Origin of the sequence: Acinetobacter lwoffii, from assembly GCF_024129435.1 — a bacterium.
Classification (GTDB): domain Bacteria; phylum Pseudomonadota; class Gammaproteobacteria; order Pseudomonadales; family Moraxellaceae; genus Acinetobacter; species Acinetobacter lwoffii_F.
Map to the genome: position 1 here is coordinate 17,108 of NZ_JAMXXN010000028.1, position 14,650 is coordinate 31,757.

Below are 14,650 nucleotides of genomic sequence, written 5' to 3' on the forward strand. Positions count from 1 at the left end.
CTTTTAATGCTATATCATTCACACGATTTTTAGCGATTAAAATACCGATCGATCGTATTTTAGCGCTTCAAGATCATAGACTTGATACACAGCATCAAACAGATAACGAATATATTCACTTTCATCCATGTTACGAATCGCCATAAAGACCGGACTGACCGCAAATTCATCTAATAAAGGGATAAAGTTTAAATGTGCCAGACGAATATTCTGAGCACTTTCCGGCACGATACAAACACCCTCTCCAGCAGCCACAAAACCCAGCGCCAGTTGCAATTCACTGACTGCACGGATATTTTTTGGTTCCAGTCCATACTCGGAAAATATACCGCGTACCTGGGTAGAAAAATTAGCCTTACCATTATTCGGGTATAAAAAGAGTGGCTGATCCACCAGTTCAGCCAGGTTCACGCCATCTCGATGGGAAAGAAAATGGCTGGAATGTGCCGCGACCATCAGCCGTTCTTCCCGCAGCAACACTCGTTTCACTGCCGGATCTGAAATTCTCAAGCGTCCAAAACCGACATCAATCCGCCCTTCTTTAAGTGCCTGAATCTGCTCTGAAGTATTCATTTCAACCATCTCAATTTTGAGCTGGGGGTGTTGCTGCTTAAATAGAAACACAATACGCGACAGTAAACCGAATAATAAAGAGCCGACAAAACCAATGCTAATGGTGCGATCAGCGATGCCAATCCGTTTGGTCATCGATTTGATTTCTTCCGCATTAGACAAAAGTTTAACCGCATGCTGGTAGAAGAATTGACCTGCTTCTGTGGTCTTAAGCGGTCTGCTCCCTCTTTCAAAGAGCTGAATATCCAGTTCCTGTTCCAGATTTTGTATCTGTCTGCTTAAAGGTGGTTGAGCAATAAACAGTTTTTCTGCCGCTTTGGTAAAACTTTGTTCTTCGACGACGGCAACGAAGTAACGCAAATGTCTGAGTTCCATGGCTCTGAATACCTTTAAAGTATAAAAAAATGCTAAATCGATCTTAGACCAATCAACATTATTCTTTTAAGGTATATCAAGTCAAAGCATTAAAGCAAGAATGTGAACCCGTATTATGTATAAGTCAGTTGAAACCTTGCTGGTAGAAATTCCAACCATTCGCCCTCACAAGATGGCAGTGGCGACGATGCAAACCCAGACCCTGGTATTGGTCAAAATCACCACTGAAGATGGTTACATCGGTTGGGGTGAAGCAACAACTATCGGTGGCTTAGGTTATGGTGATGAAAGCCCGGAAAGCGTAAAAGTTAATATTGAAACTTATTTTGCGCCTCTTTTAAAAACATTATCAGGTTTGAATGTTGCACAGACATTACAAGCCATCAAAAAGAATATTAATGGTAACCGTTTTGCCAAATGTGCCATTCAGACTGCACTGCTGGATATTCAGGCACAACGTCTGAACCAGCCACTGAGTGAAATTCTAGGTGGACGTTTACGTGACAGCGTACCAGTGCTGTGGGTACTGGCATCTGGCAATACCGAGAAAGACATTGCTGAAGCCCAGAAAATGATTGCGGCCAAACGCCACAATATTTTCAAACTGAAAATTGGTTCTCGCCCAGTGGAACAGGATGTTGAACATGTGCTTGCCATTAAACAGGCATTGGGCAAAGACATTTCGATCCGTGTGGATGTCAACCGTGCCTGGTCAGAGCTGGACGCGATTAAAGGCATTCAGTTACTCCAGGACGGCGGCATTGACCTGATTGAACAGCCATGTGCAATTGATAACCTGGATGCCATGCGCCGTCTGACCCGACGTTTTGATGTTGCCATCATGGCAGACGAATCGTTAATGGGCCCGCACTCAGCGTATGAGATTGCCAAACAAAACGGTTCATCTGTTTTTGCAGTCAAAGTTGCCCAGTCGGGTGGCCTGATTGAAGGTTGTGAAGTAGGCAAGATTGCCAAACTTGCAGGTATTGACCTGTATGGCGGCACCATGCTGGAAGGCCCTGTGGGCACGATTGCTTCGGCACATGTGTTCTCTACTTTTGAAAGTCTGGCGTTCGGTACCGAGCTGTTTGGTCCTCTACTGCTGACTGAAGATATTTTGAAAACCCCGCTCAACTATCAAAACTTTGAACTTGAGATTCCGAAAGGGCCAGGTCTGGGGATTGAGTTGGATGAAAACAAGATTGACAACTTGCGTCGTCAGTAATTAGGAGAAACCCATGCTTTTTCACGTACGTATGGATGTAAACATTCCACGTGATCTGCCAGTTGAACAGGCAAACGAAATTAAGGCTGTTGAAAAGGCTTATTCACAGGAATTGCAGCGTCAAGGCAAATGGCGTCATATCTGGCGCATCACGGGCCAGTACTCAAACATCAGTATTTTTGATGTTGAAAGCAATGAAGAGTTGCACAACTTGCTACAGGGCTTGCCGCTCTATCCGTATATGAACATCGAAGTTATGGCATTGAACCGCCATCCATCATCGATTCGGGATGATGACAAGTAATGAATAAATTCGGGAATGGAAATAAAAAAATCCTTCCCACCCATACACCTGAGGGTAATCCAAAAGGACTTGTGGCCAGCCAGATTTAGCCAGCCAATGAAAGCTAAAAAAGTGCGCCACTAAAAGATGAAAGACATACTTTAGGAGCAATAGTATGAATCGCCAAGAAATTGATGCATTAGTTAAGCAAATGAACGTTGATACAGCGACAGGTCCTGTAGATGAACGTGTACAACAAGTTGTTGTGCGTTTATTGGGTGACCTTTTCCAGGCTATCGAAGATCTTGATATTTCTCAGTCAGAACTGTGGAAAGGTCTGGAATACTTTACTGATGCCGGTCAAGCGAACGAATTAGGTTTATTGGCTGCAGGTTTGGGTCTGGAACACTACCTAGACTTACGTGCTGATGAAGCGGATGCTAAAGCAGGTATTACTGGCGGTACGCCACGTACGATTGAAGGTCCACTTTATGTCGCTGGCGCACCTGAAACAGTAAGCTTTGCGCGTATGGACGATGGTTCTGAAGAAGGCAAAATCCCGACGCTGATCATTGAAGGTACAGTGACTGATACTGACGGCAACCGTGTTGAAGGTGCTAAAGTTGAAATCTGGCATGCCAACAGCCTGGGCAACTACTCATTCTTTGACAAGTCACAGTCTGACTTTAATTTGCGTCGCAGCATCATTACCGCTGCCGATGGTCAATATACTGCATTGACGACAATGCCAGTGGGTTATGGCTGCCCTCCAGAAGGTACAACTCAGTTTGTACTGGACAAATTAGGCCGTCATGGTAACCGTCCATCACACGTGCATTACTTCGTTTCTGCACCAGGTTACCGCAAGCTGACAACTCAATTCAATATTGAAGGCGACCAATACCTGTGGGATGACTTTGCATTCGCGACTCGTGAAGGTCTAGTGGCAACTGCGGCTGACGTAACTGATGAAGCTGAAATTGCAAAACGTGGTCTGAAAGGTCCTTTCAAACACATTCAATTTGATATTGAACTTGTGAAAGAGAAACAAGACGCACCTTCTACTGAAGTTGATCGTCGCCGCGCTAGCGCTTAATACATTAAGAAGCGGGATATGCCGTGAGATATATCCCGCTGACTTCCCCCTTGGAAAGTCGGAGAAAGGACATGCCTCGTATTCCCGTAATTAACACCAGCCATTTAGACCGCATTGACGAATTACTGGTTGATGATTATGAATCTGGTGAATTTAAACTACACCGTTCAGTATTTACAGACCAGGCCCTGTTTGACCTTGAGATGAAATACATCTTTGAAGGCAACTGGGTTTATCTAGCACATGAAAGCCAGATTCCAAACAATAACGACTTCTATACTACCTATATGGGTCGTCAGCCGATCATCATTGCACGTAACCGTCAAGGTGAACTGAATGCAATGATCAATGCCTGTTCGCATCGCGGTGCACAATTATGCCGTAACAAGAAAGGCAATAAAGCAACTTATACTTGCCCATTCCATGGCTGGACGTTCAATAATTCAGGTAAGTTATTAAAAGTCAAAGATCCGGCTGAAGCGGGTTATTCAGACTGCTTTAACAAAGACGGTTCACATGACCTGAAAAAGGTTGCCCGTTTTGAAAACTATAAAGGTTTCCTGTTCGGCAGCTTGAATCCGGATGTTCCTTCTCTGGAAGAATACCTGGGCGAAGCGACCAAAATCATTGACATGATCGTGGATCAGTCTGAGCAAGGTCTGGAAGTTTTACGTGGTGCTTCGACTTATACCTATGAAGGCAACTGGAAGTTGACTGCTGAAAACGGTGCTGATGGTTATCACGTGTCTGCTGTACACTGGAACTATGCTGCAACGACTCAGCAACGTAAAGAAAAACAAGCTGGAGATAACATCCGTGCCATGAGCGCAGGTTCATGGGGCAAACAAGGCGGTGGTTCTTACGGCTTTGAACACGGTCATATGCTGCTTTGGACGCAATGGGCTAACCCGGAAGACCGTCCTAACTTTGCCAAGAAAGATGAATACATTGCGCAATATGGCGAAGTGGATGATCGAACGTTCACGTAACCTGTGTATCTATCCAAACGTTTACTTCATGGATCAGTTCGGTTCACAAATCCGTGTGCTGCGCCCGATTTCTGTCGATAAGACTGAAGTGACGATCTACTGTATCGCGCCTGTAGGCGAAGAGCCGGAAGCCCGTACCCGTCGTATCCGTCAGTATGAAGATTTCTTCAATGCTTCAGGTATGGCAACCCCAGACGATCTTGAAGAATTCCGTGCTTGTCAGGCAGGTTATGCCGGTATCGCGCTGGAATGGAACGACATGTGCCGTGGTTCTAAACACTGGATCCAAGGCCCGGACGATGCTGCCAACGAAATTGGGTTAAAACCAAAACTGTCTGGTATTAAAACTGAAGATGAAGGTCTATACCTGGCTCAGCACCAGTACTGGTTAGAACTGATCAAAAAAGGCATTGCAACTGAAAAAGAAATTGCAGCATCTACTGAAGGAGAAAACGCATGAGCGACATCACTTTAGAAAAAATTGCGCAGTTCCTGTATCAAGAAGCCCGCTTTTTAGATGATGAACAATGGGATGACTGGTTGACCTGTTATGCCCCGACTGCGTCTTTCTGGATGCCAGCCTGGGATGATGATGACAAACTGACCACAGATCCACAGTCTGAAATCTCGTTGATTTACTATCCAGACCGTCAAGGTTTAGAAGACCGCGTGTTCCGGATCAAGACTGAACGTTCATCTGCAACCATGCCGGATACCCGTACCAGCCATAACATCAGCAATATTGAACTTGTTGAACGTGATGGCGACAAGGTCACTGTACGTTTTAACTGGAATACCTTGAGTTTCCGTTACAAAAACAGCTATAGCTACTTCGGTATGTCACGTTATGAAATCGATTTTTCAGGCGATAAACCACAAATTTTAAGCAAATACGTGGTACTGAAAAATGATTACATCAATCAGGTTATCGACATCTATCACCTTTAAGACTGTTTTTATTACAGCCAGGTAAAACCTTTCAGCCAGATGGAAAATTGGCTGAAAGGTCCAGTTACAAAGATTTATATAGGATATTCAGCCATGTCAAACCACAATGTTGCACTTCAATTTGAAGATGGCGTTACACGTTTTATTTCTGTTTCAGATGGTGAAACACTGTCAGATGCAGCCTACCGTCAAAAGATCAATATTCCTTTGGACTGCCGTGATGGTGCTTGTGGAACGTGTCGTGCGTTTTGTGAATCAGGTTCTTATGACATGCCTGAAGAAACTTATATTGAAGATGCTTTAACACCTGAAGAAGCCGCTGAAGGCTTTATTCTGGCTTGTCAGTGTAAACCAACTTCAGATGCAGTGTTCCAGATTCAGGCATCTTCAGAAGTCTGCAAAACTGAAATTCATGAATTCCAGGGTACTTTGGCACGTGTAGAAAACCTGTCTGACTCGACCATTACTTTTGACATCCAGTTAGATGAAGGTCAACCGGACATTCACTTCCTTGCTGGTCAATATGTCAATGTAGGAATTCCGGGCACGACCGAAACCCGTTCATATTCATTCAGCTCAAAACCGAGTGACCGTTTGACCGGTTTCGTAGTACGTAATGTACCGAACGGCAAAATGAGTGAATTCTTAAGTAAAAATGCCAAAGCTGGCGACAAGATGACTTTTACCGGTCCATTTGGTAGCTTCTACCTGCGCCCTGTGACCCGTCCTGTCTTGATGCTGGCTGGTGGTACAGGTATTGCACCATTCATGTCAATGCTGCAAGTGCTGGAAGAAAAAGGTTCAGAACATCCAGTGCGTTTAGTATTTGGTGTGACCAATGATTTCGACTTGGTTGCCATTGAAAAACTGAACGAACTGCAAGACAAATTCCCGTGGTTCGAATACCGCACTGTAGTAGCAAATCCAGAATCTGCACATGAGCGTAAAGGCTATGTGACCGGTCATATTGAGAACGAATGGCTAAATGGCGGTGATGTAGATGTTTACCTGTGTGGCCCTGTACCAATGGTTGAAGCAGTTCGCGGCTGGCTGGATGCTGAAGGTGTGAAACCTGCAAGCTTCCTGTTTGAAAAATTCTCTGCCAATTAATAGAGGGAATTTGTTCAATGTCTAATCGTCAAAGATTTGAAAATAAAGTTGTAATCGTGACGGGTGCCGCGCAAGGCATCGGTCGCGGTGTCGCGCTGCAAGTGGCGAGCGAAGGTGCCCAAGTCGTCATGGCTGACCTTTCCCCTTATGTAGAAGAAGTTCTGGCTGAAATTGAAGCGACTGGCGGTGATGCGATTACGGTCAAAGCCAATCTGGAAACGTTTGCTGGTGCTCAATCAGTCGTTGAAAAAGCGCTAGAAACCTATGGTCGTGTCGATGTGCTCATCAACAACGTCGGTGGCGCGATTTGGATGAAACCTTTCGAGGAATTTTCTGAAGAGGAAATTATCAAGGAAGTGAACCGTTCATTGTTCCCGACCTTGTGGTGCTGCCGTGCAGTACTTCCGGAAATGATTAAAAATCAGAAAGGTACCATTGTAAACGTGTCTTCTATTGCGACACGCGGCATTAACCGTGTGCCATATTCGGCATCGAAAGGTGGTGTGAACGGCCTGACCGCTTCCCTTGCCTTTGAACATGCTAAAGACGGAATCCGTGTCAATGCGATCGCGACGGGTGGTACTGAAGCACCACCACGTAAAGTACCGCGCAATGCCAATCCACTGACTGAATCTGAAAAACAATGGATGCAGCAAGTGGTTGATCAGACCATTGACCGTACTTTCATGGGACGCTACGGTACGATTCAGGAGCAAGTGAATGCAATTGTATTCCTGGCTTCGGATGAATCATCTTATATGACAGGTACAGTAGTACCGGTCGGTGGTGGTGATCAGGGCTAATCCTGATCATCACGATTTTTAACAGGCTCATGGTTCGACGCAAGGAGGCACATCACCAATGAACACCCTGTTTCAGACATTAAAAAATGATTGGTCCATTTCAGCCACTGTTGCAGGATTTTTAGCAGTCCTGATCTCCTATTCGGGGCCACTGATCATTTTTTTCCAGGCGGCGCAGCAAGCCCAAGTTTCCCCGGACATGATGATTTCATGGATTTGGGGAATTTCTATTGGTGCTGCGCTCGCAGGTATCTTTTTATCAATTAAATACAAAATACCTGTCGTCACCGCCTGGTCTGCGCCCGGAACGGCTTTATTAGTCACGCTGTTTCCCGACATTTCGCTCAATGAAGCGGTTGCTGCCTATATCACCTCTGCCGTGGTGATTTTTTTCATTGGGATTACCGGTTATTTCGACAAATTGCTGTCCTGGATTCCCCAGGAAGTCGCTGCCGGAATGATGGCGGGGATTTTACTGCAGTTTGGTTTAGGGTTGTTTACCGCGACCGATACCATGCCCTATATCGTCTTTGGCATGCTGGCGGTATTTTTGCTGGCCAAGCGTTTCAGTCCACGTTATGCCATGGTCTGGGTGCTGGTTGCGGGTGTGGTTTTAAGCATGTTATTGGGTAAGATTAACCCGGTCACAGCAGATTTCAGTCTGGCGATTCCGCAATTTATTGCACCAGAATGGACCTGGAGTTCAACCCTGAATCTGGCCCTCCCCCTGATTCTGGTCAGCCTGTCTGGCCAGTTTTTACCGGGAATGGCGATTATCAAACTCAGTGGTTATGACATGCCAGCCAAGCCGATTATCAGTGCGACCAGTATTGCCTCGCTTGCAGTGGCCTGTGTTGGGGGTATCACGATTGTATTGGCTTCGATTACGGCTGCATTGTGTTTAGGCAAAGACGCTCACGAGCTGAAAGAAAAGCGTTATATCGCCGGTGTAGCGAATGGGCTTTTTTATATTTTAGGCGGCTTATTTGCCGGCAGCATTGTCATGCTGTTTAGCCTGATGCCGAAGGAATTAATTGCGGCTTTGGCAGGACTGGCATTACTGGGTGCGATTGCCACCAACATTTCCGTGGCTATGGGCAAAGAGTCGCAACGTGATGCAGCACTGATCACCTTTTTAGCGACTGCTTCCGGCATGCATTTCTTGGGGCTGAGTTCAGTCTTTTGGGGAATTTGCATTGGCCTGGTAGCACATTTTCTGCTGTCACAAAAAAACCGTAACGCAGTTCCGGTTACAGCATCAGATTCAAAACGAGTTTAAAGACATCCATCAGTTTAGGATATGTAAGGACCAGATTATGATAGATAAAAGTTCATTATCATTAAAAGAAGCACTCTCCCAGATCAAGGACGGTTCTACCATTATGATCGGTGGTTTCGGTACAGCGGGTCAGCCTGCTGAACTGATTGATGGTCTGATCGAATTGGGTATTAAAGACCTGATTATTGTTAACAACAATGCCGGTAATGGCGACTATGGTCTGGCGAAACTGCTTAAAGCGGGTGCTGTTCGTAAAATCATTTGCTCTTTCCCGCGTCAGTCTGATTCCTGGGTATTTGACGAGTTGTATCGTGCTGGAAAAATTGAACTGGAACTGGTACCACAAGGTAATCTGGCTTGCCGTATTCAGGCGGCTGGTATGGGTTTAGGTCCAATCTACACGCCTACCGGTTTTGGTACCTTGCTGGCTGAAGGCAAACCGACCATGAACTACGAAGGTAAAGACTACGTTTTAGAAAATCCGATTAAAGCTGACTTTGCCTTGATTAAAGCTTCTAAAGGCGATCGTTGGGGCAATCTGGTTTACCGTAAATCTGCGCGTAACTTCGGCCCGATCATGGCAATGGCAGCAGATGTGACCATTGCTCAAGTTTCTGAAGTGGTTGAACTGGGTGCACTGGATCCAGAGCACATCATCACCCCGGGAATTTTTGTTCAACACGTTGTTCAAGTTAAGCCTGCACAATAATTGGCATCGGAGATAAATAATGAGCTATAGCAAACTGACCCGTGACCAGATCGCTGAACGTGTGGCACAAGATATTCCTGATGGCACCTATGTGAACCTCGGTATTGGTTTACCAACAAAGATTTCAAGCTACCTGCCAAGCGATAAAGACGTTTTCCTGCATTCTGAAAATGGCCTGTTGGCGTTCGGTCCTCCTCCTGCTGAAGAAGACCGCGATCCTGAGCTGATCAATGCCGGTAAAGAATTCGTCACCCTACTTGAAGGCGGTTCATTCTTCCATCATGGTGATTCATTTGCCATGATGCGTGGCGGTCACTTAGATATCGCAGTATTGGGTGCTTTCCAGGTTGCTGAAAATGGCGATCTGGCCAACTGGCATACTGGCGCACCAGATGCAATTCCAGCGGTGGGCGGTGCCATGGATCTGGCTGTTGGCGCGAAGAAAGTCTTTATTACGACCGATCACGTGACCAAAAAAGGCGAGCCAAAAATTGTGGCTGAACTGTCTTATCCGGCGACTGGCCTGAAATGTGTGGATCGTATTTACACCGACCTGTGTGTGATTGATGTGACACCTGAAGGTATGAAAGTGATTGAGAAAGTTGAAGGTCTGTCATTTGAAGAATTGCAGTCAATGACCGGTGCCAAACTGATTGATGCGACTCAATCAAATTAAGGGGAAGTCCCTCCTTTATTAAAGGAGGGATTTAGGGAGGATTTGAGGAATAAAACTACTTCCTTAAATCCCTCCCAACCTCCCTTTAAAAAGGGAGGAGTTTTCTTCTTTTAAATATGTGAGCAAATACACAATGAAAAACGCATATATTATCGATGCCATCCGTACCCCATTCGGTCGTTATGCCGGTGGCCTCGCGCCTGTCCGTGCTGATGACTTAGGTGCGCTGCCAATTAAAGCGTTGATGGAACGCAATCCAAGTGTGAACTGGGAACAGGTCGATGACGTGATCTATGGCTGTGCCAATCAGGCCGGTGAAGATAACCGTAACGTCGGTCGCATGTCTTCGCTGCTTGCAGGCCTGCCTTATCAGGTTCCAGCAACGACAGTGAACCGTCTTTGTGGTTCATCAATGGATGCAATCGCAATGGCAGCACGTGCGATTAAAGCCGGTGAAGCCAATCTGATCATTGCCGGCGGTGTAGAAAGCATGTCGCGTGCCCCATTCGTGATGGGCAAGTCAGAAACGGCGTATGGCCGTAGCCAAAAGATTGAAGACACCACCATGGGCTGGCGTTTCATCAACCCGAAACTCAAAGACATGTACGGCGTAGAAACCATGCCGCAAACCGCTGAAAATCTGGCGGAACAGTTCAATATTAACCGTGAAGACCAGGACAAGTTTGCCCTGACCAGCCAGCAACGTACCGCAGCAGCGCAGGCCAATGGTTTCTTTGCCAATGAAATTATTCCTGTAGTGATTCCGCAGCGTAAAGGCGAGCCGATCGTTGTCGATACTGATGAACATCCACGTGCATCTACAACTGTAGAAGCTCTGGCAAAACTGAAGCCTGTGGTGAAAGCAGATGGTACGGTAACGGCGGGTAATGCTTCAGGAATTAACGATGGTGCGGCTGCCCTATTAATCGCATCTGATGAAGCAGTTGCTCAACACGGCTTAAAACCACGTGCCAAAATTATTGGCTCAACGGTTGTGGGTGTTGAACCACGTATCATGGGCTTTGGTCCTGCGCCTGCCATCAAGAAACTGTTGGCACAAACAGGTTTGACCATTGAACAGATGGATGTGATCGAATTGAACGAGGCCTTTGCAGCACAAGCTTTGGCTTGTACGCGTGACTTGGGTATCGAAGACGGTTCAGAGAAAGTCAATCCAAATGGCGGTGCGATTGCCTTAGGTCATCCACTGGGTGCATCTGGCGCGCGTCTTGTAACTACAGCACTGAACCAACTGGAACAGACTGGTGGTCAATACGCTCTATGTTCAATGTGTATTGGTGTCGGTCAAGGCATCGCTTTGATTATTGAACGCGTCTAACAACCTATTAAAAAGATAAACCTCCTCCCTTTTTTAAAGGGAGGTCGGGAGGGATTTCAATGCCAACATTTACATCCAACGATGCCCAGATCAATTACCAGACCTTTGGTGATGCCAGCAAATCTGCCCTGGTTTTTTCTAATTCATTGGGTACTAAATTCAGCATGTGGCAACCACAAATTGAATTTTTCCAGCAAGACTATTTTGTCATTTGCTATGACACTCGTGGTCATGGCGCTTCCTCTGCACCACAAGGTCCGTATAGCCTGGACCAGCTAGGACAGGATGTAGTGAATCTGCTGGATCACCTGAACATCCAGAAAGCCGCTTTCTGTGGTATCTCGATGGGCGGTTTAACCGGTCAATGGTTAGCGATTAACAAGCCTGAACGTTTTAGCCACGTGATTATTTGCAATACTGCTGCCAAGATTGGTCAGGAACAAGCCTGGCTGGAACGTGCCGCGTTGGTGCGTGAACAAGGTCTGGCACCGATTGCATCAACTGCAGCATCACGCTGGTTTACCGAACCCTTTATCCAAAGCAACGCAGCGACAGTTGCAGAACTTTCAAACGACCTTGGAGCTGGCAGCCCGGAAGGTTATGCAAGTTGTTGCGAAGCTTTGGCTAAGGCGGATTTACGTGAACAGATCAAAACGATTTCAGTGCCGGTACTGATTGTGGCCGGTCAGCAAGACCCCGTAACGACTGTTGCAGATGGTCAAGCCATGCAAGCTGAAATTGCACAAAGCCAGTTGTTTGAAATCAATGCCTCGCACATTTCCAATGTGGAACAACCTGAGGCCTTTAATCAGGCAGTTCAGAAATTTATCGCAGCTTAAACAATAAATGCAAAGAAAAAGCCACTGTTGATCAGTGGCTTTTTTATACTTAGATTTAAAAAATTAGTGCTGCATCAGGCCCAGATTACTAGAATCGCCGCAATCACTACCAAGCCTAGTCCCCAATGCTCCGCACGTGCCAGTTTATCTTTAAAGAAATATGCCGAAATCAGCATACTAAACAGAATCTCAATTTGTCCTAAGGTTTTCACGACCGGCACACTCATCATGCTCATGGCAGTAAACCAGCCGAGTGATGCCATAAAACTGCACACACTCACCTTAAAAGTTAAGCCCAGACGCTGCCACATGGCCACTAAAGTCTGGCGACTGAATAGGCTGAGGTAAAGCAGCATACTCAGGCACTGAAAACTGATCACCATTAACAGCACCCAGGCCGCACGATGCAAGGTGGGTAAAGTGCTTAATTCCAGACTGGCTTCGCGTACCAGAAGCGAGGTAATGGCAAAACTTAATCCACTGCCAATCCCGATCGCCAATGTTCTCGCTGAAAACCCGCTGACCTGTTGGCCTTTACTCAATAAAAATACCGCATATCCGCCCAGCGCCACACCAATCCAGGCCAGGAATGACAAATGATCTGCTAAAAAGGTCACGCCAATAATGGCTGCAAGAATGGCTTCACTTTTCGCCAGCCCCACCCCAACGGCATAATTTTTTTGCTTGAACAGTTGTGCCATCAGCGCCGTAGCTAAAATCTGACTGCAACCCGCAATCACCACATAGACCCAGAACTTGGGCGTAAAGTGAATCACACTTTCAACTGGCTTGAAATAATACAGGCTGCTCAGGTAAAGCGCAGCGAATGGCAAACCGAAAATAAAGCGTGCCAGGGTGACTCCCCACACATCGACCGTGGTGCTGAGCTGTTTTTGAAAGGCGTTGCGCCAAGCCTGCATAAATGCAGCAATTAAAGTGAAAAAAATCCAGCTGAATGCCATCTACTGATCGCTATTACTACAAAAGTGAATTAATTCTATGTCTTAACAAAAGGACTGACTAATTAAAAATAGGATACTCGCCGATAGCGGAAAGTTTGGATTACTTTCTAAATTCACTCACTAATTTGGCAAGTTGCTCCATTCCATCAAAGGTGGTTGGAATCTTGTCATCAGATGAAACTAGCGGTGAAAAGATAATATTTTCAAATTTCTCAAAGCCTGCTGCATTTTTCTTATGCAGTTTTTCTGAATCTTCAGCATAGTTATGGATGAACTGACACAGTGCCATGCGAAGTTCTAGCTGCATCATTTGAGATTGGACTGCTCTTTTGTCTTGTAAAGAAATTTTTAAAAGATATAACGTAATTAAAATTAAAGTAATGAAGGGAATAGAAATAAACCACATACCAGTAGGTAGCTTTCCATCAAAATAGAAAAATGCTCCAATTAATGCACCTAATTCCACAAAAGGTATAGAAAACATTGTTGCTGCAACAAAGCTATAAGTTGTACTAGCTCAAACCTGATCTGACAGTTACCCATTTTTTATTGTGCCTGTCAGGTTAAATTTGAGCTAAATTCTTCTCAGCCCAAATCCGTTTTCCATCAAGTAAAGTTTCAAGTGGTGTACGACCACAGCACATTTTTCCTTGATGAGTCCGTTCAGTATTATAGAATTTCAGCCAATCGTCTAGATCAACTTGTAATTCTTCCAATGAGCTATAAAGCTTCTTCCTAAACGTAATTTGATAGAACTCCTGCAAAATCGTCTTATGGAAACGCTCACAGATACCATTTGTTTGCGGCGAAGCTGCTTTTGTCTTCGTGTGATCAATATCATTAACTGCCAGATACAACTCATAGTCATGTTGTTCTACCTTACCGCAATACTCAGTACCTCTGTCTGTGAGGATGCGAAGCATTGGTAAGTCCTGAGATTGATAGAATGGCAACACACGATCATTGAGTAAATCAGCCGCTGTAATCGGTGTTTTTGTTGTATAGAGCTTGCAATGAACGACCTTGCTATAAGTGTCGATGAATGTTTGTTGGTAGATTCGTCCAACACCTTTGAGATTCCCGACATAAAAGGTGTCTTGGGCGCCTAAATAGCCTGGATGAGCTGTTTCGATTTCACCACAAGCAACGTCATCCTCATGCTTACGTTCAAGTGCCGCAATCTGCTGATCATTTAATTCAATACCATCCTGTGCCACTTTAGCCTCAAGTGCTTTTAAACGCTTCTTAAAGTTTTCTAAATCATGACGAAGCCATATAGAGCGAACCCCACTCCCTGAAACGAATACACCCTTCTTGCGTAATTCATTACTAGTACGGTGCTGACCATATGCGGGATATTGAATTGCGAAATCAATAACAGCCTGTTCAGTAGCATCATCTACACGGTTTTTTAAATTTGGTACTCGACGGGATTTATTGATCA

General features: G+C 45.4%; 15 protein-coding genes and 1 pseudogene. 12 read left to right on the top strand and 4 right to left on the bottom strand.

From position 1 onward, the window contains the following. Nucleotides 1-36 precede the first annotated feature (36 nt). Nucleotides 37-948 (bottom strand): LysR family transcriptional regulator, encoded by a 912-nt coding sequence (locus NI455_RS13390; RefSeq protein WP_253114605.1) that lies wholly within the window; start codon nucleotides 946-948, stop codon nucleotides 37-39. Nucleotides 949-1,063: 115 nt separating this feature from the next. On the opposite strand from NI455_RS13390, the gene NI455_RS13395 reads away from it, so the two are divergent. The 12 genes and pseudogenes from NI455_RS13395 to pcaD all read left to right on the top strand — a co-directional run bounded on the left by NI455_RS13395 (nucleotide 1,064) and on the right by pcaD (nucleotide 12,244). Continuing rightward, nucleotides 1,064-2,173 carry a muconate/chloromuconate family cycloisomerase gene (locus NI455_RS13395; protein ID WP_253114612.1) on the top strand — a complete coding sequence of 370 codons (1,110 nt, stop codon included), beginning with the start codon at nucleotides 1,064-1,066 and terminating at the stop codon, nucleotides 2,171-2,173. A gap of 13 nt (nucleotides 2,174-2,186) precedes the next feature. Then, a complete protein-coding gene (catC, locus tag NI455_RS13400) occupies nucleotides 2,187-2,477 on the top strand; it encodes a muconolactone Delta-isomerase (RefSeq protein ID WP_253114615.1) in 291 nt (96 codons plus the stop codon). A gap of 154 nt (nucleotides 2,478-2,631) precedes the next feature. Further along, complete coding sequence (catA, locus tag NI455_RS13405) at nucleotides 2,632-3,552, top strand: catechol 1,2-dioxygenase (RefSeq protein ID WP_005251908.1); 921 nt, start codon at nucleotides 2,632-2,634, stop codon at nucleotides 3,550-3,552. Between the two features lie 71 nt (nucleotides 3,553-3,623). Beyond that, a pseudogene (gene benA / locus NI455_RS13410) lies at nucleotides 3,624-5,001 on the top strand (benzoate 1,2-dioxygenase large subunit). Continuing rightward, a complete protein-coding gene (gene benB / locus NI455_RS13415; protein WP_247143750.1) occupies nucleotides 4,998-5,489 on the top strand; it encodes a benzoate 1,2-dioxygenase small subunit in 492 nt (163 codons plus the stop codon). The pseudogene benA and the gene benB overlap by 4 nt, the downstream one beginning before the upstream one ends. A 93-nt stretch (nucleotides 5,490-5,582) precedes the next feature. After that, the gene (gene benC, locus NI455_RS13420) at nucleotides 5,583-6,599 is read left to right on the top strand and encodes a benzoate 1,2-dioxygenase electron transfer component BenC (protein ID WP_086044945.1); all 1,017 of its coding nucleotides are present in this window, start codon (nucleotides 5,583-5,585) and stop codon (nucleotides 6,597-6,599) included. 17 nt (nucleotides 6,600-6,616) lie between these two features. Continuing rightward, complete coding sequence (gene benD, locus NI455_RS13425) at nucleotides 6,617-7,402, top strand: benzoate diol dehydrogenase BenD (RefSeq protein ID WP_004731107.1); 786 nt, start codon at nucleotides 6,617-6,619, stop codon at nucleotides 7,400-7,402. 58 nt (nucleotides 7,403-7,460) lie between these two features. Then, nucleotides 7,461-8,681 (top strand): benzoate/H(+) symporter BenE, encoded by a 1,221-nt coding sequence (gene benE / locus NI455_RS13430; protein WP_004894958.1) that lies wholly within the window; start codon nucleotides 7,461-7,463, stop codon nucleotides 8,679-8,681. Between the two features lie 37 nt (nucleotides 8,682-8,718). Further along, on the top strand, nucleotides 8,719-9,390 hold the full coding sequence (locus NI455_RS13435) for a 3-oxoacid CoA-transferase subunit A (RefSeq protein WP_004731110.1): 672 nt from the start codon (nucleotides 8,719-8,721) through the stop codon (nucleotides 9,388-9,390). Between the two features lie 19 nt (nucleotides 9,391-9,409). Continuing rightward, nucleotides 9,410-10,066, top strand: a complete 657-nt coding sequence (locus NI455_RS13440; protein WP_253114618.1) for a 3-oxoacid CoA-transferase subunit B — start codon at nucleotides 9,410-9,412, stop codon at nucleotides 10,064-10,066. Between the two features lie 133 nt (nucleotides 10,067-10,199). After that, entirely contained in the window at nucleotides 10,200-11,405 is a 1,206-nt protein-coding gene (gene pcaF / locus NI455_RS13445; RefSeq protein WP_253114620.1) for a 3-oxoadipyl-CoA thiolase, read from the top strand. 59 nt (nucleotides 11,406-11,464) lie between these two features. Beyond that, a complete protein-coding gene (pcaD, locus tag NI455_RS13450) occupies nucleotides 11,465-12,244 on the top strand; it encodes a 3-oxoadipate enol-lactonase (RefSeq protein ID WP_243474304.1) in 780 nt (259 codons plus the stop codon). 74 nt (nucleotides 12,245-12,318) lie between these two features. On the opposite strand, the gene NI455_RS13455 is transcribed toward pcaD, so the two are convergent. The 3 genes from NI455_RS13455 to NI455_RS13465 form a co-directional block, all read right to left on the bottom strand. Continuing rightward, nucleotides 12,319-13,206 (bottom strand): EamA family transporter, encoded by an 888-nt coding sequence (locus NI455_RS13455; protein WP_253114624.1) that lies wholly within the window; start codon nucleotides 13,204-13,206, stop codon nucleotides 12,319-12,321. Nucleotides 13,207-13,306: 100 nt separating this feature from the next. After that, nucleotides 13,307-13,690, bottom strand: coding sequence for a hypothetical protein (locus NI455_RS13460; RefSeq protein ID WP_253114626.1), 384 nt, complete (start codon nucleotides 13,688-13,690; stop codon nucleotides 13,307-13,309). A gap of 79 nt (nucleotides 13,691-13,769) precedes the next feature. Next, the coding region (locus NI455_RS13465) for an IS481 family transposase (RefSeq protein WP_253114629.1) at nucleotides 13,770-14,650 on the bottom strand (881 nt) is incomplete at its 5' end.

What these genes read in the sequence shown, in the direction of transcription:
- NI455_RS13390 (WP_253114605.1), bottom strand. Translation starts at nt 948, where the DNA reads ATGGAACTCAGACATTTGCGTTACTTCGTTGCCGTCGTCGAAGAACAA.
- NI455_RS13395 (WP_253114612.1), top strand. Translation starts at nt 1,064, where the DNA reads ATGTATAAGTCAGTTGAAACCTTGCTGGTAGAAATTCCAACCATTCGC.
- catC (WP_253114615.1), top strand. Translation starts at nt 2,187, where the DNA reads ATGCTTTTTCACGTACGTATGGATGTAAACATTCCACGTGATCTGCCA.
- catA (WP_005251908.1), top strand. Translation starts at nt 2,632, where the DNA reads ATGAATCGCCAAGAAATTGATGCATTAGTTAAGCAAATGAACGTTGAT.
- benB (WP_247143750.1), top strand. Translation starts at nt 4,998, where the DNA reads ATGAGCGACATCACTTTAGAAAAAATTGCGCAGTTCCTGTATCAAGAA.
- benC (WP_086044945.1), top strand. Translation starts at nt 5,583, where the DNA reads ATGTCAAACCACAATGTTGCACTTCAATTTGAAGATGGCGTTACACGT.
- benD (WP_004731107.1), top strand. Translation starts at nt 6,617, where the DNA reads ATGTCTAATCGTCAAAGATTTGAAAATAAAGTTGTAATCGTGACGGGT.
- benE (WP_004894958.1), top strand. Translation starts at nt 7,461, where the DNA reads ATGAACACCCTGTTTCAGACATTAAAAAATGATTGGTCCATTTCAGCC.
- NI455_RS13435 (WP_004731110.1), top strand. Translation starts at nt 8,719, where the DNA reads ATGATAGATAAAAGTTCATTATCATTAAAAGAAGCACTCTCCCAGATC.
- NI455_RS13440 (WP_253114618.1), top strand. Translation starts at nt 9,410, where the DNA reads ATGAGCTATAGCAAACTGACCCGTGACCAGATCGCTGAACGTGTGGCA.
- pcaF (WP_253114620.1), top strand. Translation starts at nt 10,200, where the DNA reads ATGAAAAACGCATATATTATCGATGCCATCCGTACCCCATTCGGTCGT.
- pcaD (WP_243474304.1), top strand. Translation starts at nt 11,465, where the DNA reads ATGCCAACATTTACATCCAACGATGCCCAGATCAATTACCAGACCTTT.
- NI455_RS13455 (WP_253114624.1), bottom strand. Translation starts at nt 13,206, where the DNA reads ATGGCATTCAGCTGGATTTTTTTCACTTTAATTGCTGCATTTATGCAG.
- NI455_RS13460 (WP_253114626.1), bottom strand. Translation starts at nt 13,690, where the DNA reads ATGTTTTCTATACCTTTTGTGGAATTAGGTGCATTAATTGGAGCATTT.